Here is a 24,002-nt window from a genome sequence, read left to right as displayed (position 1 = left end):
TAGAAAGTTCAAAATTTATGTCAAATGTCCCAATTTTAGATACTTTAAACAAAACAATTAAATCACCACCACCCATATGGTTTATGCGTCAAGCAGGACGCTATCTACCAGAATACAAAGAGATAAGAAAATTAACAGGAGGGTTTATTGAATTATGTCTAAATCCCCAAATGGCCTGTGAAGTAACCATGCAGCCTATTAAAAGATTTAATTTAAATGCAGCAATTGTATTTTCAGATATTCTTTTGGTAACATTAGCTCTAGGATATAAATTAAAGTTTATAGAAGGGCAAGGACCCGTAATATCCCCAATAGAAACTGAAAAAGATATTACATCATTTAATGAAGATAAATTTCATACTAGAATAAAAAATGTTTATGAAACTATTAATCGATTGAAAGAAATTTTACCTAAGGAAATTCCAGTAATAGGATTTGCAGGTAGTCCTTGGACAGTAGCTGCTTATATGCTAGAAGGAGGGAGTAGTCGTGATTATACAAAAATAAAAATTTGGGCTTTTACACGTACAAAAAGTTTTCAACTTCTTATTGATCTGCTTATTGATGCTACGATCGCCTATCTAGATAAGCAGATATCAGCAGGAGTCCAAATTATTCAGCTATTCGATAGCTGGGCAGGAATAGCACCAGAAAGTATTTTCAGAAAAGCGATAATAGAACCAACCAAAAAAATTGTGAAACAAATTAAAAGTTTACATCCTTCTATTAAAATTATTGGCTTTGCTCGAGGTGCAGGGGCTATGATTAGAGATTATGCATCATATACAGGGATTGATGCTGTAGGGCTTGATAGTACTATTCCTCTTAGTATAGCTTCCGAATTACAGAACATTATACCTGTACAAGGCAATCTTGATCCTATTGCTTTATTAGTAGGAGGCAGTGCTTTAAAAACAGAAACTAATCGTATAATGCAATCATTATCATCAGGACCATTTATTTTTAATTTAGGACATGGTATTTTACCAAACACCCCCGTAAATAATGTTATCGAATTAATAAAACAAGTTCGGAGCTAAGTGTTTTATGGAATGGTACGGTATTATCAAATCATTACACTTGATTAGCGTAATAGCTTGGATGGTGGGTTTGCTCTACTTGCCTAGACTATTCGTATATCATGCAAATGAAGATACAAATACTTCTACCTCGGAAACATTTAAAATTATGGAACTTCGCCTTTATCGTTTTATTATGAATCCAGCCATGATGGCAACATGGGGGTTTGGGATTACTCTGTTGTGTATGAATTGGTCATTGGCTAGTAATACTTGGCTGCATATAAAATTTTTTTTAATTATCCTATTAACTGTTATCCATCACATTATGGGATACTGGAGAAAAGTTTTCGAGATTGATAAAAATAAACATTCTGCTTCATTTTTTCGAATTATGAATGAAATTCCTACCATTTTGATGGTATTTGTGATTTTTTTGGTTATTACAAAACCTTTTTGATAGTTATTTTCCATAATTAACTCTCTTGACACTATTTAATCAATTACCATAAAAAATGCTGAGCTTGTTGCTCAAGCAACTTATTTTTCCGATAACATTGTATGTATTACAAGGCGGTCGTCTGCAGGCTGTCCGATGCATAAAACCACCCACATTTCTATTTACAATTTTAGTGTCAATTATTTGAAGGCAATCCACCACAGATGAATCTTCAAGAACTTAAAGCTAAAACGCCTGCTGATCTCCTCGCTTACGCGGAAGAGCTTGAAATTGAAAACGTAAATACCTTGCGCAAACAAGACATGATGTTTGCTATTCTTAAGCAACTAGCAGAAAACGATCTGCCTATTTCAGGTCAAGGAGTACTTGAGATTATTCCTGACGGATTTGGCTTTCTTCGTGCTCCGGAGTCTAATTACCTCCCTGGTCCAGATGATATATATGTTTCTCCTAGTCAAGTACGCCGATTTGGTTTACGTACTGGAGATACAATTGAAGGACAGATTCGTTCGCCAAAAGATGGCGAGCGTTATTTCGCTTTACTTAAAGTAAATCAAATTAATTTCGAGCATCTAGAAGCTATTCGTCATAGGATTAATTTTGACAATCTGACTCCGTTATTTCCGAATGAAAAATTAAATTTAGAAAATGCATTTAAAACTGAAAATAAAGACTTTACATCAAGGGTGATTAGTTTAATCTCTCCTTTAGGAAAAGGTCAGCGTGCATTGCTGGTAGCACCTCCACGTACCGGTAAAACAGTAATGCTACAAAACGTTGCTCATGCAATTTCAGAAGGCAATACTGGGGTATACCTTATTGTATTGCTTATAGATGAGCGTCCAGAAGAAGTGACAGATATGGTACGCTCTGTACACGGAGAGGTAATATCTTCAACATTTGATGAACCAGCTTCTCGTCATGTTCAAGTCACTGAGATTGTTATAGAGAAGGCTAAGCGTCTTGTTGAACATAAGCGAGACGTTGTAATTTTGCTAGATTCTATTACACGCCTTGCTCGTGCCTATAATACCGTTGTGCCATCTTCTGGAAAAGTACTGACTGGCGGCATAGACGCTAACGCCTTACAACGTCCCAAGCGTTTCTTTGGTGCAGCTCGTAATATTGAGGAAGGTGGATCTCTTACTATAATTGCTACAGCTTTGGTCGATACCGGATCAAGAATGGACGAAGTTATATTCGAAGAATTTAAAGGTACTGGTAATGCTGAAGTTATTCTTGATCGTAAACTCGCAGATAAACGAACTTTTCCAGCAATTGATATTACTAAATCGGGTACACGTAAAGAAGAGTTATTAGTAAATAAGTCTACTCTATCAAAGATGTGGGTTTTGCGCCGTATTCTCATGCAAATGGGCGCGATTGATGGAATGGAATTTTTGCTCGATAAGCTCAAACATTCTAAAAACAATCAAGATTTTTTTGATCAAATGAATTCTTAGCTTTAGTGCTTTGTTACTAAATTATTTATAATTTGCTATTATTCTTCGTTTAATTTACTAATATGCTTTAGATGATGAAATAAGAATCATTCTTGAGTAAAATTTTATGATAAATAATTACAACGTTTTATTTTCTTGCTTATATAGGCCAATTGCTTGAATTAATTAATCGGTCTTATTTGTCGAAAACATCTATGAAAAATTTAACTATTTCTGTTAACAATGTAAGTGAATCAGGTCATGATCATCTAATTTTAGTCGATGGATCTGGCTATGTTTTTCGTGCGTATTATGCTATTCCTCCAATGAAGCGTGCGGACGGAATGCCCGTCAATGCTGTGTTTGGCTTTTCCAATATGCTAATTAAGCTTATAGAAGACAGAGATATTAATCGTATGGCGGTTATTTTTGATAATTGTCGATTTAGCTTTCGTCACAGAATTTATCATCACTACAAAGCCAATCGTCCAGAGCTTCCTGAAGATCTGATTAAACAATTTCCCTTAATTCGCGAGGCCATTATGGCTTTTAACGTGCCTTGCATAGAAATGGAAGGTTTTGAGGCGGATGACGTTATTGCAACATACACGCGGGAAGCTGTAGAGAAAGGATGGCAAGTAACCATATTATCTTCTGATAAAGATATGATGCAATTAGTTCGTTCAGGAGTTAGCATTTATGATCCTATGAAAAAAGTGCAAATTAGCTCAGATCAAGTGATGGAAAAATTTGGTGTATTTCCAGAAAAAGTAGTTGATGTTCAAGCTCTTGCTGGAGATTATATTGACAATATACCAGGGGTACCAAGCATTGGTATTAAGACAGCTGCTCAGCTTATAAAGCAATACGGAGACTTAGAGACATTGCTTGGCTGCTTAAAGGAAATCAAACAGCCTAAACGTCGTCAAAAACTTATTCAAAATGCGCATTTAGCTCGAATATCTAAACAATTAGTTACCTTGAGGGACGATCTTCAATTATCTGAAGATGTTGAAGATCTGATTATACATGATATTGACGTGAATAATGTATTATCTTTTCTATATGATCAAAATTTTAAGAAGTTAATTTCTCGCTTTGAGAGTAATTTTGTGCAGAATTCTTATGAAAAAATAGATGATAAGAATATCCTTGTTGCTTCTACCAAGAATGATCTTAGATATGAACTTATAACCAGCATGGACAATTTGCGTCTTTGGATAAATAATGCCGAAGCTAATGGCATAGTATCTTTTAGTATAGAAACTACTTCTTTGAATGCCATGCGGGCAGAATTATTAGGAATATCACTAGCTTTATCTTCTGGTAAAGCTTGCTATATTCCCTTACGTCATATGAATAATAGAATTTACCATGAAATAAATGCTACAACTTCGTTTTTAGTTGAGGAAGTTAAGCAAATCCCGTTCAATGAAGCAATTCCCGCTCTTAAAGAGCTTTTTGAAAATTCTTCAGTTCTTAAGATAGCGCACAATGCCAAATACGACTGTTTAGTCCTGAGTCGAAGTATTAATGGAGAAATCAGTGTATCTCCTTTAGACGATATTATGTGCATTTCATATGTACTGGAGGGTAAGATGCATGGCCATGAACTTGATGAGTTAACTTTTTTGCATTTTAAGCATGTCAAAATTTCTTTCGAAAATATTTGTGGAAAAGGGAAAAAGCAAATCAGTTTTGCTGAAGTCAATTTAGATAAAGCAGTGAGCTATGCTGCAGAAAATGCAGATATGATTTATCGTTTGCACAAAGTGCTGCATCCTCGTTTGATCAAAGAACATATGACTACTGTTTATGAGGTATTGGAGCGACCGTTAATTCCAGTTTTAGTAGATATGGAACGTAATGGTATTATAGTTGATCCTAAAATTTTAGGCGATATGTCTAGAGATTTTGCTAGACGTATTATGCAACGCGAGAATGAAATCTATTATCTTGCCGGCGAAAAGTTTAACGTTTCTTCACATAAGCAGCTTGGCGAGATTCTTTTTGACAAGTTGAGATTACCTTGGGGCAAAAAAAGCAAAACAGGTTCTTATAGCACAGGCGCAAAAGTACTAGAAATAATGGCAGATCGAGGCGTTGAGTTAGCAGCTAAGATACTCGAATATCGTCGTCTTGTTAAGCTTAAATCTACTTACGTTGATGTTTTATTAGCTAAAATTAACCCTGAAACTAAGCGTATTCATACTTCATATTCGATGACTGGTGTCGCAACTGGCCGGTTGTCATCTAATCATCCAAATTTACAAAACGTGCCTATACGTACAGACGATGGGCGTAAAATTCGTACCGCCTTTGTTGCAAAGCCGGGTAATGTTTTACTGTCGGTAGATTATTCGCAAATTGAACTACGTCTATTAGCCGATATAGCGGGATTAGAGGGAATGCGTATGGCATTTAATCGCGGTATAGATATTCATGAGCAAACTGCTTCAGAAGTTTTTGGTATATCGCTTGACAAGATGACTTCTGATGTTCGGCGTAAAGCCAAGGCAATTAATTTTGGTATCATTTATGGCATTTCTAGTTTTGGTTTGGCTAGTCAGTTAGGCATTTCGAGAATTGAAGCTCAGCGATACATTAATGATTATTTTAAGCGCTTTTCTGGAATTATCGATTATATGCTTGAAATGAAAAGACTAGCTCATGAGTATGGCTATGTACAAACTCTTTTTGGCCGTAAGATTTATATTGATGCAATTCATGAAAAAAATCTAGTCAAAAGAAATTTTGGCGAGCGGGCAGCTATTAATGCACCAATTCAAGGTACTGCTGCTGATATTATCAAGCGAGCTATGGTTCGTTTGTCAATTGCTTTGCATAAGGCAAACTTTAAAGCAAAAATGTTATTGCAAGTGCACGACGAGTTATTGTTTGAAGTACCTGAAAGTGATATTGAGGCTACAGCTGATTTAATTAAAGAAGTGATGGAGGGAGCTGCTACTCCATCACTTAATATATCCGTACCGTTAGTTGTAAAGGCTGGCTGGGGAAATAGTCACGGAGCAGCACATTAAGTGAATAATTAATATCAATTATTAATTTATTTATTTTTAGTAAAAAGTAATTTATTATTTTAATATCTTAAATAAGATAATTATCCAAAAATACACTTAAGGTAAATATATTGCATATATATAATATCTAGCGCTCTATTAAAAGCAATATAGTATTCTTGTTAGTTTATTATCGATTATTTAATAAATAATCGATAATAAACTCTTTTAATGGTTTGTTGAATTACAAGATACAAATTTATTTCTTGTTTATTATAGCGTTACATTGTGTGATGTAATGCTAATTTATTTTTAGAGCAGTTATGCCCGGTAGATCCTTACCTTCGAGTTGCTCTAAGAAAGCTCCACCTGCTGTAGAGACATATGAAAAGCGATCGATTACCCCTGCCTCAGCTAAGGCAGCCATAGTATTTCCACCGCCAGCGATAGATATGATTTGTCCGCGATCAGTCATATCAGCGACTGTCTTAGCTAAAGCGATTGTATTTTTATCAAATGGCTTCATTTCAAACGCTCCTAAAGGACCGTTCCATACTAACGTTTTGCATGCTTCTATTCGCTTCGTAATAAGCTCTAGTGTTTTAGGGCCTATGTCAAGAATCATTTTGTTCGAGGGAACTTTAAGAATATCTACAGTCTTAGTTTTTACATCTGCGACTAAAGCATCCGCCACTATTGCGTCAATTGAAAGCAATATATCACAGTTTGCTTCTTTAGCTTTGGCCTGTATGTCATACACTGTATCTATAAAATTTGGCTCAACTAGTGATTTACCAATACCTACTCCGTTAGCAAATAAAAAAGTGTTAGCCATACAGCCGCCAATAGCGAGTACTTCAACCTGAGAAACAAGATTAATTAGTATGTTCAGTTTTGTACTGACTTTATCGCCACCAATGACAGCTATCACTGGACCTTGTAAAGTGTAGTTTAGGGCATTTAATTCTGCTTCCATCAAACGTCCAGCAAATGCAGGCAGAATGTCCGCGACTCCTTTTATAGAAGCGTGAGCACGATGAGAGGCGGAGAAAGCATCGTTTACGTAGATATCCGCAAGCTTAGCGAGACTTGATGCAAAGTTAATGTCGTTTGTTTGCTCACCATTGTGGAAGCGTAGGTTCTCTAGTAGCACTATTTCCCCTTCTAATAAATTAGCAACTGCATTTTCAGCAACTGCACCGATGCAATTGTGCACAAAGTTAATCTTGCGCCCACTAGCTTTTGCTAGCGGTTCAACAATTGGCTGCATTGATAACTTGGCATCTGGCTTTTTTTTAGGTCTACCATAATGGGAAATAATTATTATTTTAGCACCTTTATTGGATAGTTCTATGACAGTAGGAGCAGACCGTTTAAGTCTATTAGTATCTTTTACTATGCCATTATTCATTGGAATATTTAGGTCAAGTCGTAGTAATACGCGCTTACCCTTGACTGTAATATTATCCAGTGTACGGTAATTACTCATCTAAGCCTTTCCTATTACGAAAAATAAATTTTATTTATGGTAGGTATGAGTCTATCTTTATGCTGCAGTCAGCATAATAAATTGTAAATAATACTTTATCCTGCGAGCATTAATTAAAATCGTCTAGCAATTAAAATTGATTTTCCCAAGTAGAGCATTACTGTTCTAGTTTGATTGTAGATTAATTTTTAAATAAAAAAGACTATAATATATCTAAATGTAATCTATTAATTAGATTATAGAGGATAATTTATTAGTATTGGAGCGGGCGACCGGTATCGAACCGGCATCATCAGCTTGGAAGGCTGAGGTTCTACCATTGAACTACGCCCGCATTACTACGCTGGTATAAGTCTTAATATGCATATATTAAGACTTAATCTCAAATTTATTAATGGTCGAAGATTAAAAATCTGCTTAATTTTAGCTTATTTTTTATAATCCATCTCATAGATCACAATTTTTTTTTAAAAAAATAATTATAATTCTAGTTTAGAAGAGGATTATTGATTAGCATGTTAATTAATTTCCGTGATAATAGATTGATTTAATTGTGATATTCATAGATTATTATTTTGCTCATAATTAATTATGATGACGAATGCAATTTTCTAATCTGAATTATTTATAGCATTATATACCAAACTAGTGATATAAATAATTCAGATTAGAAAATTGCATAACAAACACAGACTAATCTTAAAATAGATTTATTTTATCATTAACCCATAGGAATTTTATTTTAGTAGCGGAGTTTTTATGATTACAATTAATCTACTTATCCGCCTCCCTATTATAGGATGTATGCTAATTTTTCCTTCCTTAGCATTCGCCCAAGATGGAGATCCGGTTGCTGGTAAAAATGTTTTTCGTAAATGTCAAGCATGTCATACAGTGCAGCAAGGTCAACACCGTCAGGGTCCTTCTCTTTATGGAGTTATAGGACGACGTGCGGGTACTGCTGAGGGCTATAAACGTTATTCAGAAGCAATGAAAAATTATGGAATTATCTGGGACGCAAACAACTTAAATATATATTTGGAAAATCCTAAAAAAGCATTACCGGGTAATAAAATGCCTTTTGTTGGTTTGAAAAATATCAAAGATCGGCAGGATGTAATATCTTACTTGCAGCAAGTAGTTAAATGATAATTTAGTTAGGTAAATTTATTACAAGTAAAAATATCTTCCTAAATTGTGATTAAATATATTAATAATCTTTATCTAAAGAGATGCAGTGTTTTGCTAATAAGAAAGCAGTTAACGGTGAATTTAGTCATTTTTGTCATACACTTGCGGTGTAACAATGGTATAATTTAAATAAAGGTTAGGTTATTTTTAATTTTTTATTTAATTGCTTTTTTACACAAAGGCTTTTCTAAAAAAAATTAGGATAGCCTTTGTGCCGTGTTGTAGTACATAAAAATAAACTTTACAATATATTAATAGCTTGCATTTAGTTAATTGATTATTACAAATATAATTTGTTACTAAGTGTTACTTTAAGTTAAAATTAAATTTTGTAGATTAGATTAATGTATCTATCTTTTACAAAAGTAAATTTATCGCAATATTTAATTATTAACAATTTGAAATTAATTTTTGTAAATACTATAATTTTGTAATTAAAGTATGATTACTAATGAAGTATGTAATAATTCAATTTTAGTTTCTGTGGTGTACTCTTTTAATATCAATTGTACTAATCGAGTTTTGCTATGGTATAAATAACTATTGGATATATGATTTTTATTTTAATCATATTTAAATAATTTATATTAATTTATTAATAGGTTAAAAATTTTTTTACTTATGATAAATGTATTGTTTTTACAATACAATCCGACTTAGCTATAAGTCTAGAAAAATAGAAAATTAACTATTGTAATTGCTAGCATGATTTCATCTGCAGTGGTTACATAAATTTTTATGATCGAGATTATCTAAATATCACAAATTACTTTATCTGATGATAATAGGAATTACTAAATAAATAATCACTTGAATTAAGACAAGACGGTACTACTAGTACTTAGAGCTTTATTTAAATCAGGTTTTATGATCTAGATCTGTTTGGATTAAGTTGTGCTATTCTTTTTTTGCACTTGAACAATGATAAAAACAGCGAAGAACCAAGATGATATGTCTACAAATTTATACATAATTAGCAGTATATTAAGTAAGTAGTTATTTAACATGTAACAAAATAAAAACGATTTACTCTATAGATTTTATTATATTATTTCATTCTTTTTTAATGAAAAATCCATTGTACTGTGGAATACTTTAAATTTGATGATTACTCTATCTTTATTATCAAATTAATTTAATTTTAAATTTTATGATACAGTCAAAGTTTAATTATCCTAATACTAGTATAATAAGCAGAATGATTAAACTCATTCTTGCCCTTTCAGATTAATATCCTATCTATTTTATGGCTGTTAGAATTAACTATCATCTCTTGTCACAACGATGCAATATGTTTTATTTTGATAAGTTTATAAATGTATGGAAATGGCGGGGGATTGTACTGTTATTGAGTGTGCATATTAAGCGGGTGGATAATCCTTGTTTTATCCTAAGGACATAACATTTATGGGATCTAATTTTCCACTTTTTGAGATTATTATTTATGCTATGATTGCTGGCTTTTTGATCTTGAAGCTGCGTAGTGTATTAGGTCGACGAACTGGTAACGAGAAGAAGCGACCGGATCATTTTATATCGACATCCACACAAGAAACTGATAGTGGTAATACAATTTCACTTTCTGATCGCGTGATCAAGGAATATCCTGACATTAATGAAATTGCTTCATCAAAGGTTAGCTTGGATTGTATTAAACAAGCTGATAATAAGTTTGATGAGAAAAAATTTCTCACCGGCGCTCGCGTTGCCTTTGAAGTGATTGTTCAAGCTTATGAGGCAGGCGATGTAGATACTCTAAAATCTCTCGTTTCAGTTCCTCTTTATAGCAGTTTTATGCAGGCGATAGAAGAACGTGAAGAAGCTCAAGAGATTCAAAAAACTTCTATTGTAACTTTTCGTTCTATTGATATTACTGGTGCGGAGCTGATTGGTTACGAAGCCATAATAACTTTAAAGTTTGTGACTGAACACGCAATAGCAAATATAAATGATTCCAATAAAGAACTTGCAAGTGATCAAGATAGCATTGATACGCTAATCGATATTTGGACTTTTAAGCGTGATGTTCGTTCCAATGATCCCAATTGGGAGCTTATCGCAGCCTGTGTTCCTGAAGAATAAGCGAGATTTAGCGCTAATCGCTGTATTATTGTTGTTGAGTAATTTAACTGCATGTTCAGTAAATAATTTTTCTACAGCAGAAAAAGGAAAAACTTTATTTTTATCCAGGTATAGCTTTGCTAACCTTCCCGGATGGTTAGAGGATAACGTTGATGCGGCTGTGCCAGCTATGTTGAGTTCTTGTTCTTGTATATTGAGGAAGAATGACGATAAGTATATAAGTTCTGCAGTGCCGCGTTTTGGTACAGTTGGAGATTGGCGTAAAGCTTGTATGGCATTGAAGCATAACTTTAAAACTAATAGTTCTGCTGCAACATTTCGAGCGGTGTTTGAAGAATATTTTGCTGTTTGGCGTGCCTCAGATGAAATTTCCAGCGATGATCTTTTTACTGGTTATTATGAGCCGACAGTTCGCGGTGCACGTAAATATGATGTCAACTATACTGTACCGCTGTATTCTCGTCCAGATAATTTGATTATGGTAAATTTCGGTAATTTTCGTAAAAATATGAAAAGAGAGTCCATTGCTGGACGATCTGAAGAATTCCAGATAAAACCTTATGACAGTCGTGCCGAGATTGAGGGTGGATCTTTAAAAAATAAAGTCAAGGCGATTTTTTATTTATCTGATCCTATAGATGCATTTTTTTTACATATTCAAGGTTCTGGTCTTATAATTTTACCGGACGGTAGTCATACTCGCGTTGGTTACGACGGGCAAAATGGACATGCTTATTTTCCAATTGGACAGTATTTGATCAAGGAAGGATACGTTGAGCATGATGGGATATCGATGCAAAAAATTCGTACATGGTTAAAGAATCATCCAAAACAAATGCATTCTATAATGAATCTTAATGCTTCTTATATTTTTTTTCGTGAGATCAGTGGAGAAGGGCCTATCGGAGCTCAAGGAGTGGTATTAACTGCTGGACGTTCTTTGGCTGTAGATCCCACTAAGCATGCCCTGGGAGTACCAATTTGGGTGGATATCGATTATGATTATTATAACAGCAGGATTAGGAGGTTAATGGTTGCTCAAGATACCGGAGGTGCAATTCATGGCCCGATCCGTGGTGATTTTTTTTGGGGATCTGGAGAAAGTGCTGGAGAAATGGCTGGCCCTATGAAAGCTAAAGGTCGTATTTGGCTTTTGCTTCCGATTAACGTTAACCCAAATTCTATGCACTAGGGGTGTATTTATATATTAGGTAAACTGACATTTATTTTAATTCGTTAAATAGAAGTTGCTTTATATACATGAAGATCGTGAAAAGAAATATTTATTTTTATCAATTGATCTTATCGTAGAACGCTTACTAGTATTGTAGTTTTAATTTGATTGGTGATAAAAGTATAAAAAATTTTTACGTTGTGGAATAAAGGTAATTAATTTTCATATTAAACTTAGTTTATGATTGAGCCTGAAAGTGTTATTATTAAAAGAAAAACTGTAAATAGTTTAATGGTTTGTCATAGCCGGTTGTTTAGCTATTTAATTGATTTTATATATGTTGTTATTCATTAAGCGATAAAATTTATATCTAAAAAGGTTAATCTAGCTACAATTACATATCAATTAGGTTATTGTTGCATGCTAAAGTTTAACTTTTCTTTGCGAGCAAAGAAAAGTAGTGTAAGCTCCAGACTATGCATAAATTTTTACTATGGTTTTGCTAATTATAATAAGCGTAAAAATAAGCTTATTCTTAAATATAGCGAAATGCTGCTATCTTGTTTATAAAAAAAATGCTGTAAAAATTACATCTATAGATTATAAGTATGATTACTTGTTTTTGATGAAGTAAATTACGCTATTACATCTAATACATGAGATTAGATTATTAATCGAAATCACTTTATGGTATGGAAATTAGTTTAATGTAACAATACTCATTGTAATCGATTCAAGGCAGCAAGTGCGGCATTTGAATATGTTAATATTTTTTGCCATAGTATGGCTATTAAATTTACTCTTGCCGAAAAATTAATAAGTTTATTTTTGTATAGTATTGATAAATTAGGTAATTTAGTTATTGTTATCGATCATTATATATGAATTAGCATATTAATATTTGACTGGATCAGGGTTATGTAGCGCACAAGAAAAGTTTGATTATCCTCTTTGCTGATAATTAGTACAAAATGGTATTATAAAAATTAATTTTTCACCAAAGATTAACTAAGAAAATATTGATTACATAGTGTATACTAGTAAGGTTGCGTAGTGAGGCAAGATACAATATTCGCTCCTGCTACAGCACTTGGGCGGTCTGCTTTATCGATTGTTCGAATTTCTGGTCCAAAGTCTATGGATGTGCTAATTGATTTAACTGGCGATGTCCTTCCTCCGCGTCAGCTTTCGTTAAGATTGTTGCATGATTCACAGAATGGGGAAGTTTTAGATAAAGCAATGGTTGTCGCTTTTCCAAAACCTATAAGTGCTACTGGCGAGGATCTAGTGGAGCTCCACTTACATGGTGGTTCTGCTGTTTTGAGCGCAGTGTGTAACTATTTGTCGTCAATGCCTGGACTACGTATTGCTTATCCGGGAGAATTTACTCGTCGAGCTTTTCTTAACGATCGAATTGATTTAACGAGTGCTGAAGGAATTTTAGATCTTATCGATGCGGAAACTGATAAACAAAGACGTCAGGCGATTGCGCAAGCAACTGGTAATCTAGAATTAGCCTTAAAAAGTTGGCGAGATAAACTTCTTTCCGCTATGGCTAAAATTGAAGCATTTATTGACTTTCCGGATGATGGCTTGCCTGACACTATTCAACAAGAGATCAAAAATAATCTCATCTCTTTACGAGCTGAGATGAATCTAGCTTTAGAAGACGCTAGTCACGCTGAGAGAATACGTGAGGGAGTACAGATTGCAATAGTTGGGGCTCCTAATGCAGGCAAATCATCTCTTCTCAACTGGTTAGCTAAACGGGATGTTGCAATTGTTAGTTCAATACCTGGTACTACTCGAGATATTTTAGAGGTTTATTTAGATATTGACGGGTATGCTGTTACACTAGCTGATACTGCTGGCTTACGAGAAGCAACTGATGTAATTGAGGCAGAAGGAGTGCGGAGAACTTTAGCTCGCCTTGAGAATGCTGATATTACTTTGATTCTTTCTGATGCAAGCGAGGGTGAGATGGGACGGACCGCTGTTAATCATTATTTGTCGCAACAGACTACGCTAGCACTTGCTACTAAGATTGATTTAATTGATGACATCCCTCCCCCTGCACCTTGGATTGGCATATCTATTAAGACAGGCGCTGGCACTAAAGTATTTATTCAAATGCTTAGTACTATAATTGCTGATTGTATGGAACGAACTGGATCGATTACTCTTACACGGGCAAGACATATTAATGGAGTACGAGTCGCATGTGACGGATTGCAAAGAGTGCTAGAGGCATTTGATGGGAGTGAACCTTTAGAGGTTGTAGCTGAAGATTTGCGATTATCTACATGCTCTCTTGAGCGGATACTAGGAGTGGTTGATGTAGAAAATATACTTGACCAAATTTTTGAAGAATTTTGTATCGGAAAATAAAGTTAAATCAATTTTTACCAAAAATGTGGGCAAATCAAAAATGTCAAACATTTGATGCTTGAGCAATAGTTTTACGGATTTTATTATAATGAATGCCTTTGATATTATTGTTGTTGGTGGAGGTCATGCTGGGTCGGAAGCAGCAGCAGCCGCTTCTCGTATGGGAGCTCGTACATTACTATTTACTCACTGTCGTGATAATATTGGCTTGATGTCATGTAATCCTGCGATTGGCGGTATTGGGAAAGCTCATATCGTTTCTGAGATTGATGCGCTAGACGGGATAATGGCTAGAGCTATTGATCGATCAGGCATTCAGTTTCGAATGTTAAATCGCTCTAGAGGGCCGGCTGTACGAGGCTCTCGAGCACAGGCTGATCGAACACTTTATCGTATGGCTATTCAGAGCATATTAGATGAATACGATACTTTATCTATTGTTGAAGGAGTGGTCGAGGATTTATTGGTTATTAATGGGCGTTGTTGTGGTGTAATTTTGGGCGATGGGTCTGAATGGATGTCTGCTGCTGTTGTTTTGACTACAGGTACTTTTCTTCGTGGTGAAATTCATATAGGTAAAGAACGCTGGTCAGCAGGTCGTCTTGGAGATGCTCCTGCAATTGGGCTTGCATTAACTTTGGAGCGTTTAGGTTTACCGATGGGGCGTTTAAAAACTGGCACACCACCACGCCTTGACGGTTTAACAGTAGATTGGAATGGTCTTGAGCTTCAGCCAGGCGATGATCCTCCAACACCATTCTCAACCTTGACTGAAAAAATTAATATTCATCAGGTACCTTGTCATATTACTTATACAAATCCACTAACACATACGATTATTCGGGATAATTTAAGCCTTGCAGCGACGCATAGTGGACAGATTAGTAGTTTTGGACCACGCTATTGTCCATCAGTAGAAGATAAGATTGTCCGATTTCCCGATAAGAGAATGCATCAAATTTTTCTAGAGCCAGAGGAAATTGACGGTTTAACTATTTATCCAAACGGAATTTCAACTTCTTTGCCACGGCCTGTTCAAGATCAGGTAGTTGCGTCAATTCGGGGACTTGAGCGGGCGCGTATTGTACAATATGGTTATGCTATTGAGTATGACTATGTTGACCCACGTGCATTATCTGAAAGCTTGGAAGTCAGAGCATTGCCTGGTCTTTATTTAGCTGGTCAAATTAACGGAACTACTGGATATGAAGAGGCTGCAGCACAAGGAATTGTCTCTGCTGTAAATGCAGCTTTAACAGCCAGCGGCTCTAATCAAAAATTTTATATAGATAGGGCTGACGGATATATTGGGGTAATGATTGATGACCTGATTTCTCGCGGAGCTCCAGAGCCTTATCGTATGTTTACTTCTCGTGCCGAGTACCGGTTACGATTGCGGGTTGATAACAGCGATGTTCGTTTAACCCCTATGGGAGAAAGTATTGGCTTGATTGGATCGGTTCGAAGTAAAGCATTTACGGCACGCCGAGATGCAATATCTCTTGCACATAAAACATTAAAAACTCTTGGTGGTTTTCCTCATATGCTCTCAAAACTAGGCTTTAGCGTCAATCAAGATGGTAAACATCGTTCTGCAATGGATTTGCTTGCTAATTCTGATGTGAACTGGGATAAATTAGTTAATGCATGGCCTGAAAAATTGTCTGAAATTCCTCAGTTTATTGCAGAACAGATTACCATTGAAGCAAAATATGCAAGATATCTTGATCGACAGGAAGCAGATATTAAAGCATATCGTTATGACCATGCATTAGAACTACCCGCAGATCTCAATCCATCATCTATCGGCTCTCTTTCTGCGGAAATTTGTAATCTTCTTATGATTAAACGGCCAAGAACGCTTGGTCAAGCGAGTCGCTTGCCAGGAATGACACCAGCAGCAATTGTAGCTTTACTTCATCATTTAAAAAAAATTGATAAAACGCTTAATATATGACACCTAGTGATCTTCAGCAGCTTCTTTCTCTTACTAATAACCAACGCAAGGATTTGGAAAAATATGCTGAATTATTGGTAAAATGGCAGTCACGCAGTAGTCTTGTATCATATAATACGCTTACTAATCTGTGGTCTCGTCATTTTCTTGATTCTGCTCAGCTCCTAATACACATGAAAGATTTACCTGGACCAGTTCTTGATTTGGGATCAGGAGCTGGGTTTCCTGGTTTAGTATTATCCATTATTGGACGAGAAGATATTGTTATCGTAGAATCAGATAGTCGTAAAATAGCCTTTTTGCAAGCAGTGCTTAGTGTCATTGGTGTTAGTCCGATTATTAAAGCTTGCCGTATTGAATCATTACAGTTTACTACGGCTGGCATTATTACAGCACGAGCACTTGCATCGGTTGATAAGTTATTACGCTATTCTGAGTCATATTCTTATGCAGAAACGGTATTTTTATTTCTAAAAGGAGAACGTGTTGATGAAGAGTTAATAATTGCACAAAATACTTGGAAAATGTTAGTAACTAAATATTCAAGTATTGCGTATCCTCGAGGAGTTGTGTTGAAACTTGAGAAAGTAATCCGTGTTTGACGGATATATTTAGATAGTTAATTTATGTTTAATGTTGTTGTTATTTGCTAAAATACTTTAGCTAAAGAATATGGTATGATATTGGCTTAGAAAGCTTGAAGGGTTTAGCAGATAGTAGGAATATTTATTTTTAGCTATCGGTAATGTATAGAAAATAAGTATTTTCATTATTTATATAATTTATTTTGTTCAGGATAGGACTTGGATTTAATCAATAAATTAATTTATGCGTTTCTTTTTCAAGTAAGAGATGGGGGTTTTACAGCTTTGTACTATGCTGAGTCCTGTCCACTATTGAATTACTAGCAATTAATATTGGATGTTAATTAAGTGAATATAATTTATTTTAATCTGTTTATAATCATTATGGAAACTGACTCGGTATTTTTGAGAAAAGTAATTAATATTATACTCATTCGTTAAGATAGTTTTGTATACTATATTAAAACATTTTATCTTAATTTTGTGTATATTATTCACATCAAACTAGTTTAGCTATGAATTTAAATTCAAGTAAATCAATTAAAAATTTATCGTTATCGAAGAATTGATTTTAACTTAGTGATAATCATTAAATAGATTTATTATACACTGACTTTATCTGTGGCTTTACGTTTAAAGCTAGTAACGATAAGTATCTGACTTAAAAGGCCCTTTAGTATTTACGCCAATATATGCGGCTTGTTCTTCAGACAGCTTGGATATTTTTGCGTTAATCTTTTTCAAATGGAGTTCTGCAACTCTCTCATCTAGTTTTTTGGGCAAGAGATAAACTTGCTTATCGTATTTATTATGATTTTTCCAAAGCTCAATTTGAGCCATCGTTTGATTTGAAAAGGAGGCACTCATTACAAAACTGGGATGCCCAGTGGCGCAACCAAGGTTTACCAACCGACCTTCAGCAAGCAATATAATACGCTTACCGTCTGGAAATACAATCTCATCGACTTGTGGCTTTACTGGTTCCCATTTAAGATTACGTAGGCCATCAATTTGGATTTCATTATCGAAGTGACCAATATTACAAACAATTGCTCTATCCTTCATTGCTCTCATGTGATCGATAGTAATGATATCCTTGTTGCCAGTAGCGGTTACAAAAATATCGGCGCTTGAAGCTGCATCTTCCATGGTTACGACTGCAAAACCTTCCATAGCAGCTTGTAAGGCGCAGATTGGATCTATTTCGGTAATGATGACACGTGCCCCAGCATTGCGAAGAGATTGTGCTGAACCTTTGCCAACATCACCGTATCCTGCAACACAAGCAACTTTACCAGCAAACATTACGTCGGTAGCTCGACGAATACCATCTGCTAAGCTCTCGCGGCAGCCATAAAGATTATCAAATTTTGACTTGGTCACACTGTCATTAACATTAATAGCCGGAATCATTAGTGTGCCTTTTTTTACCATCTCATATAGACGATGCACACCTGTCGTAGTTTCTTCAGAAACACCTCGTATATTATTGAGTAACTCGGGATATTTCTCATGCATTATTTTTGTCAGATCCCCTCCATCATCCAATAACATGTTTGCATGCCAACTATTTGGACCTTCAATAGTTTGACGAATACACCACTCATATTCTTCTTCTGTTTCACCTTTCCAAGCAAATACAGGAATATCGGACGCAGCAATGGCTGCAGCAGCATGATCTTGGGTAGAAAAAATATTGCATGATGACCAGCGAACTTCTGCTCCAAGCGCAATTAGTGTTTTAATTAATACAGCAGTTTGGATGGTCATATGCAAGCACCCAATGATTTGCGCACCTTTAAGTGGTTTGTAAGATATATATTCTTCTTGAATTGCCATCAAACCAGACATTTCAGTCTCAGCAATTGCTATTTCTCGCTTTCCCCATTCCGCTAAGGAAATATCCGCTACCTTATAATCGTTAAATTTTGCCATTAAATATTCCTCATTATTATTTATAATCTTAAACTTATGCATATAATAAGCAAAATCCGTCTTTCTCCTAACCATCAATAGTTAGATATCAAAATATCAATAGTTAAACCAAAACCTAACGATATCTAGGTATCTTGACAGCAAAATAAAGCTTAAGCTTGTTATTTTGCTATACTCACAAGAATAAATTTATCATTTTTGATGTAAATGCTGTGATGCAAACTATCAAAATTTTTATTTGCACGCATTACTTTATTTAAAGTAGCTACAGTCTATCGATGTTAGTATAGCCAAATAAACTTTTATGTTAAACATAATTAATCTTTGCCTGTTCAAGGTGTAGAACCATGTTTCTAAACTAATTAATTTATTTTAAGATTTTTTTGATGTGTAGCTACCAAGTCTTACCATATAATTAAAAATTTTTATGCTAAAAGTAACTAGAGCGTTTTTTTCTTAAAGTGCTTGAGCTAATTAAAATTTAAAAAATTTTTTAAATTCTTCTATTGACTATACTTATGGTTAATTTATTGTTTTTTTAATTTGTGAAAATAAAATTTAATTTTAAATAAATCTGTAAAGAGATTTATTATTCTAATAAATAAGATGTGTTATCCTTATATTTTCTACGAGAGAAACTCTATTTTATATAGTCTTTTAATTAAGACCAACTAAAACGATAAAAATAGTTCTGTATTAAAATAACATTAGTAATGAAATTATTATATAATTATAAATTAATATCGCAGCAAAATGATTAAATAATATCTATTATTGTATACAGTTAATTAAATTCGCTAACGCTAGTACTAGTTAAAATAATTTACAAAATTAGTGATTTAATGTTTATTTAGTATTATTGATCGCTAATACACACAAAAGGATATTTTTATTAATTATAAAGTTAAAATTATTATATTAATTTAAGCTATAATTATCTTAGTATAATTTGCTTATTTCTTTAAGAAAGTCAATTCATAATAATGAAAGATTAGTATAAATTACTTTTATTTTATTTAATATTAAATATTGTTAATTCTTATTAAGCATTGTTTTGTTAGCGATTTGTTTGTGTTAAACAAATTTAATTTGAGGTTATTTGTTGACGATATGTACTTATAATATAAATTTCATAATTTACCGAATATTTTTTTTTTCAAGATGTTATCATCTGAAGATGATCTTGATTTAATTTATTTTTTTAAATTTATGATCAATTCTACCTAATAGATGTATAGGTATATTTAAATTTACTGTATTTGATGATCATTATTAAAAATTGCCTAAAATAGTATAGCAAATAATGTTTTATTAAGTTTGATTTGAGAATAAAACTCAATAGTTTATGATAAAGATATAATAATTAAGTAATGATTTTTAAATTTAGATGCATAAACCAGTACTAGCTATATATACTTATATGGACGATGTAGTGTATGACTGCTTGTCTCTCTTTGTTTATCTGCCCAATAATTTTCAGAGCACTCCAAAGATTATAGGGTACAATATTAGTAACCGCGATTGTACTGATATGCTCGATTAAATTGAATTGATAAATAGTTCTTGTTTTCCTAGTGTTTGCATTAGCTCAAAGCCGATGTATTTACTCCTGGTGATTTAGTTGATAATTACGTGGAAATTAATAACTAGACTTTAAGTTATTATCTCAACATTTCTATTCAAGAATAATTACTCGCTTTAATATCTTGGCTTAAGAGTTATTATGGTAGATGATACTATATGATTGATAATTGCTAACTAAATAGATTTATTATTCAAGAAGATTCTCAAAAATCTATTATTCTTTATAATTATTTAAGTTTTATAAATTTACTAAATATGAGAATTTTATTCGCTAATGAATAATATCATAATATATAGATATCTTGCATATCGAATAATTTAAAGAATTAATATTGCAATTATTGCGTGATTACAAAAGTGCAAGTACCTCACAAACAATTAGTTTAAAAATGTTAATTTAGGACAGGTATGTGGGTCTTTACTACTCTTATGATTATAGGATTATTGTTATGTTAGTATTTTAGTAAAGTCCATAAGAAAACTCCTGAACCAGATGGGCAGCAAATTGCAATAACAATACTAGTATTATTGCTGATATATCAATTCCTCCAACTCTAGGAATGACTATGCGAATTATTTTCAATATAGGCTCAAATATTCGAGATAAAAAGTTAATTACTGACAAAACCAAACGATTGTAAGTATTGATTGCATCAAACTTTACTAATAGATCAATTATTATGTAAATAAATAGCGCAATCGTTAAATAGTGAATGATCGTGTTAACAAGCCAAACTAGTGAATTCATTATCATAATCAGCTGTTGTTTTCGACAAAGTTATAGTTCAAGACAAAGTTATAGTTCAAAGAGTTTATCAATTAACTGTAAGGAACACACTGCTAGTAGCATTTAGAGGCTAATTACCAAAAATCAAGCTTTACATTTGACAAAGATCACTACAAACAATAAGGAATATCTTCGCTGAATTTTCAAAGAAAATTTATGTTATTTACAATAACATTAATGTGCATCATATTTTTGTACCATGGGGCCGTAGCTCAGACGGGAGAGCGTCGCGTTCGCAATGCGAAGGTCGGGAGTTCAATCCTCCTCGGCTCCACCAATTATTAGCAGTTTTTAGTAAAAGTAATAAAATGGTTATATTAATGTAACTAGTATTTCTGGTCAGATTATGTGATTATGAATTATCATTAAGAATAAGAAAATATTTTTATCAGCAAAGCTGCAAATTATTCTATTGCTTTACTAAGTAGAATAATGATAAATTTATTTAATAAGTTGATTGCTATAGTATAATTTTGTACAAATTACTCAATACGCGATAAAATTTACCTTGTTTAATATTGCGCTTATTTACCTTGTTTAATATTACGCTTATTATATATCTTGTTGATGTAATTAATAAATTTGTTTTAAAATAATGGTAAGTAACACTAAGTTATAACTTAAAAAGTTCATTGTTAAATAACACAAATAATATTTTTTCTACGAAAAATACGATTTTTATTTGTCGATATGGTTATTTATTATAACTATTTTAAATAATGATAAATTAATCAAACTTCGTTCACGCAATTGAGGCAAGTTTGTTATACAACTTATTCAGCAAATAAAATATTGTTTATTTAATATTTTGGATGAACAATCTAGCGCTAAATCAACTATTGATTTTTAGAAGTTATTCCTTTAACAGTTCTTTTTATAAATATTAACATTTTTTTGGATACTTTAGATGCTTATGAAAAAACTAACAAAAGTTTTGTCAAAAGCGTCGCAATTTACTAAAAAGTAAAGTTGATTTAATCAAAAGTAATCTTAAGAATAAAAATTTTACTATATATCTTGCAAACTTAAGACAAATTTTATAAGTAAAAATCTACTTTTATTAGGATTTCTATCTGTTGATTAGCTAAAATAAATCCTTGTTTACACAGAATATCCATTGTTCCAGAATGCTTGGTTTTTAATTGACGATTATTTAATTATAATTAATTGCTACTATGATTATGAGTCAGGTGAGTTAGGAAAATTATACAATTATAGTTATCTTCTATTCTAGCCGATGATATGTTTAATATTAATTAATTTTTTTAAATTTTACAGTCTACCTTGTGCAAATTAAGTTATTGTGTTTAAATCTAACGTCCTTATCTTTATAATTAAGATTTATTAAACAGAATATTTAAAGTAAAATTGTTTTTATAATAGTTAAATAACTAATTTCTTAATGTAGAGTGAGCATTTAATTTTGCTAAATGATATTTTTAGTCTAAAAATGATACTGAATGATTTTATAATTATTTATAAAATCATTTAATGTTCAATTTTTTTAATTAATTATATCTTTAATTAAAAGCTTTCTCTTTCGGAGAAAGATCAAGTATCTTAAACTAATAGTGCTTTATTGTATTTTAATTATTGTGTCTTTGTATAGAAAAGTATAATAGTAACAATTATATAAGAAGCTGTTGCTTTTTGTTATTAGTCGACTATCACCTTGATAGGTGTAGTTTTTTTGTTTAAAATGACCCTGCTAATTTTTGATTAGCAAATAAAATAGTGATATTAATTTAGTCGATCATTTCTTGCTATTAATGATTATTCACTCGCTGGCTTGGCGTTTATAAACGCAATTTGCATCCTTTAACTAATAAAATATTCCAATGTAATAGAATTAATTAGCTTAAGCTTTTTATGATTGTTAATTTTTAACTAAAAGAACAACTTAATGTAATTTTAGAGACATCTAATCAATAATTAGAATATTATTCATAATAAATTTTAGTTGTATTATCTTTTGTTTATTTTTTACGCTAACTATCTATAAGTTAAGTAGCTTTATAGGTTAAAGCTTTCCCCCAAGTAAAATTGCCTGACATTTTGATTTCCAACGATTTCACTTGGCGAACCCTCCATCAAAACCATACCGTCATGAATTATGTAAGCTCGATCTACAATTTTTAATGTTTCGCGAACATTATGATCTGTAATCAGTACGCCTAATCCACGATTTTTTAGCTGAGAAATTAGATCACGAATTTCACTTATTGCAATTGGATCAATGCCGGATAATGGTTCGTCTAACAAAATGAACTGAGGACTTGAAGCAAGTGCTCGAGCGATTTCTACACGACGACGTTCACCTCCCGATAGAGCTAATGCTGGTGTATTGCGTAGATGAGTTATAGAAAATTCAGCTAATAATTGTTCTAGTATTAAATTTTGACGGTTCGGACTTGATTCTACTAACTCGAGAACGGCGGCTATGTTTTGTTCTACATTAAGTCCGCGAAAAATTGAGGAATCTTGAGGCAAATATCCAACACCTAATCGAGCACGGCGGTACATAGGAAGATCAGTTATATTCTGACCGTATAAGCTAATAGTTCCTGCATCAGTTGCTATAAGCCCTATAATGATGTAAAAACATGTAGTCTTGCCAGCTCCGTTTGGTCCAAACAGCCCAACTGCTTCATATGGCTGCACATAAACAGAAACATCTCGCAAGACTATTCTCTTTTTGAATTGCTTGCTAATGTTATTAGCGTATAGACCATTATTGTGTTCAATGTTTTGGCACATAAAACGAGTTGTGATTTGATTGGTTGATTTACAATTCGACGAGATTTATTTCATCCTACATTACTACAATAGTATGTTTGTTGCATAGTAGTTTTTAATATAATAAAATTAACTAGCTTATTGGTTTGAGCAT

General features: G+C 33.1%; 14 protein-coding genes and 2 tRNA genes. 11 read left to right on the top strand and 5 right to left on the bottom strand.

The genetic code is table 11. From position 1 onward, the window contains the following. Nucleotides 1–17 precede the first annotated feature (17 nt). The 4 genes from hemE to polA all read left to right on the top strand — a co-directional run bounded on the left by hemE (nucleotide 18) and on the right by polA (nucleotide 5,962). Entirely contained in the window at nucleotides 18–1,040 is a 1,023-nt protein-coding gene (gene hemE, locus A1OE_RS04100) for a uroporphyrinogen decarboxylase (protein WP_015089211.1), read from the top strand. A 7-nt stretch (nucleotides 1,041–1,047) separates the two neighbouring features. Continuing rightward, nucleotides 1,048–1,479: a protoporphyrinogen oxidase HemJ gene (gene hemJ / locus A1OE_RS04095; RefSeq protein WP_015089210.1), complete on the top strand. Its 432-nt coding sequence runs from the start codon at nucleotides 1,048–1,050 to the stop codon at nucleotides 1,477–1,479. Between the two features lie 203 nt (nucleotides 1,480–1,682). Next, entirely contained in the window at nucleotides 1,683–2,942 is a 1,260-nt protein-coding gene (rho, locus tag A1OE_RS04090; RefSeq protein ID WP_015089209.1) for a transcription termination factor Rho, read from the top strand. A 194-nt stretch (nucleotides 2,943–3,136) separates the two neighbouring features. Then, nucleotides 3,137–5,962 (top strand): DNA polymerase I, encoded by a 2,826-nt coding sequence (gene polA, locus A1OE_RS04085; RefSeq protein WP_044283311.1) that lies wholly within the window; start codon nucleotides 3,137–3,139, stop codon nucleotides 5,960–5,962. A 280-nt stretch (nucleotides 5,963–6,242) separates the two neighbouring features. Here polA and A1OE_RS04080 read toward each other — a convergent pair whose 3' ends face one another. Both A1OE_RS04080 and A1OE_RS04075 read right to left on the bottom strand, forming a co-directional pair. After that, nucleotides 6,243–7,430 carry a phosphoglycerate kinase gene (locus tag A1OE_RS04080; RefSeq protein ID WP_015089207.1) on the bottom strand — a complete coding sequence of 396 codons (1,188 nt, stop codon included), beginning with the start codon at nucleotides 7,428–7,430 and terminating at the stop codon, nucleotides 6,243–6,245. 260 nt (nucleotides 7,431–7,690) lie between these two features. Beyond that, nucleotides 7,691–7,764 (bottom strand) — tRNA-Gly (locus A1OE_RS04075). Nucleotides 7,765–8,189: 425 nt separating this feature from the next. Here A1OE_RS04075 and A1OE_RS04070 point away from each other — a divergent pair. The 6 genes from A1OE_RS04070 to rsmG all read left to right on the top strand — a co-directional run bounded on the left by A1OE_RS04070 (nucleotide 8,190) and on the right by rsmG (nucleotide 16,824). Continuing rightward, nucleotides 8,190–8,579: a c-type cytochrome gene (locus A1OE_RS04070; protein WP_015089206.1), complete on the top strand. Its 390-nt coding sequence runs from the start codon at nucleotides 8,190–8,192 to the stop codon at nucleotides 8,577–8,579. A gap of 1,422 nt (nucleotides 8,580–10,001) precedes the next feature. Then, the gene (locus tag A1OE_RS04065; protein WP_148276848.1) at nucleotides 10,002–10,703 is read left to right on the top strand and encodes a Tim44/TimA family putative adaptor protein; all 702 of its coding nucleotides are present in this window, start codon (nucleotides 10,002–10,004) and stop codon (nucleotides 10,701–10,703) included. Then, nucleotides 10,645–11,895, top strand: a complete 1,251-nt coding sequence (gene mltA / locus A1OE_RS04060) for a murein transglycosylase A (RefSeq protein ID WP_081581166.1) — start codon at nucleotides 10,645–10,647, stop codon at nucleotides 11,893–11,895. Before A1OE_RS04065 ends, mltA begins: the two co-directional genes overlap by 59 nt. A gap of 1,035 nt (nucleotides 11,896–12,930) precedes the next feature. After that, nucleotides 12,931–14,265, top strand: coding sequence for a tRNA uridine-5-carboxymethylaminomethyl(34) synthesis GTPase MnmE (gene mnmE, locus A1OE_RS04055; protein WP_015089199.1), 1,335 nt, complete (start codon nucleotides 12,931–12,933; stop codon nucleotides 14,263–14,265). 88 nt (nucleotides 14,266–14,353) lie between these two features. Further along, nucleotides 14,354–16,222, top strand: a complete 1,869-nt coding sequence (mnmG, locus tag A1OE_RS04050) for a tRNA uridine-5-carboxymethylaminomethyl(34) synthesis enzyme MnmG (RefSeq protein WP_015089198.1) — start codon at nucleotides 14,354–14,356, stop codon at nucleotides 16,220–16,222. Further along, nucleotides 16,219–16,824 (top strand): 16S rRNA (guanine(527)-N(7))-methyltransferase RsmG, encoded by a 606-nt coding sequence (rsmG, locus tag A1OE_RS04045; RefSeq protein WP_015089197.1) that lies wholly within the window; start codon nucleotides 16,219–16,221, stop codon nucleotides 16,822–16,824. The genes mnmG and rsmG overlap by 4 nt, the downstream gene beginning before the upstream one ends. A gap of 621 nt (nucleotides 16,825–17,445) precedes the next feature. Here the strand turns inward: rsmG and ahcY are convergent. Next, nucleotides 17,446–18,741, bottom strand: a complete 1,296-nt coding sequence (ahcY, locus tag A1OE_RS04040; RefSeq protein ID WP_015089195.1) for an adenosylhomocysteinase — start codon at nucleotides 18,739–18,741, stop codon at nucleotides 17,446–17,448. A gap of 2,044 nt (nucleotides 18,742–20,785) precedes the next feature. After that, entirely contained in the window at nucleotides 20,786–21,073 is a 288-nt protein-coding gene (locus tag A1OE_RS04035; RefSeq protein WP_044283309.1) for a YggT family protein, read from the bottom strand. A gap of 240 nt (nucleotides 21,074–21,313) precedes the next feature. On the opposite strand from A1OE_RS04035, the gene A1OE_RS04030 reads away from it, so the two are divergent. Next, nucleotides 21,314–21,389, top strand: a tRNA-Ala gene (locus A1OE_RS04030). 1,736 nt (nucleotides 21,390–23,125) lie between these two features. On the opposite strand, the gene lptB is transcribed toward A1OE_RS04030, so the two are convergent. Beyond that, nucleotides 23,126–23,869: an LPS export ABC transporter ATP-binding protein gene (gene lptB, locus A1OE_RS04025; RefSeq protein WP_015089190.1), complete on the bottom strand. Its 744-nt coding sequence runs from the start codon at nucleotides 23,867–23,869 to the stop codon at nucleotides 23,126–23,128. Between the last annotated feature and the right edge of the window lie 133 nt (nucleotides 23,870–24,002).

This window comes from Candidatus Endolissoclinum faulkneri L2 (assembly GCF_000319385.1).
GTDB classification, from domain to species: domain Bacteria; phylum Pseudomonadota; class Alphaproteobacteria; order Thalassobaculales; family Thalassobaculaceae; genus Thalassobaculum; species Thalassobaculum faulkneri.
This window is presented reverse-complemented; position numbering and strand designations above follow the sequence as displayed.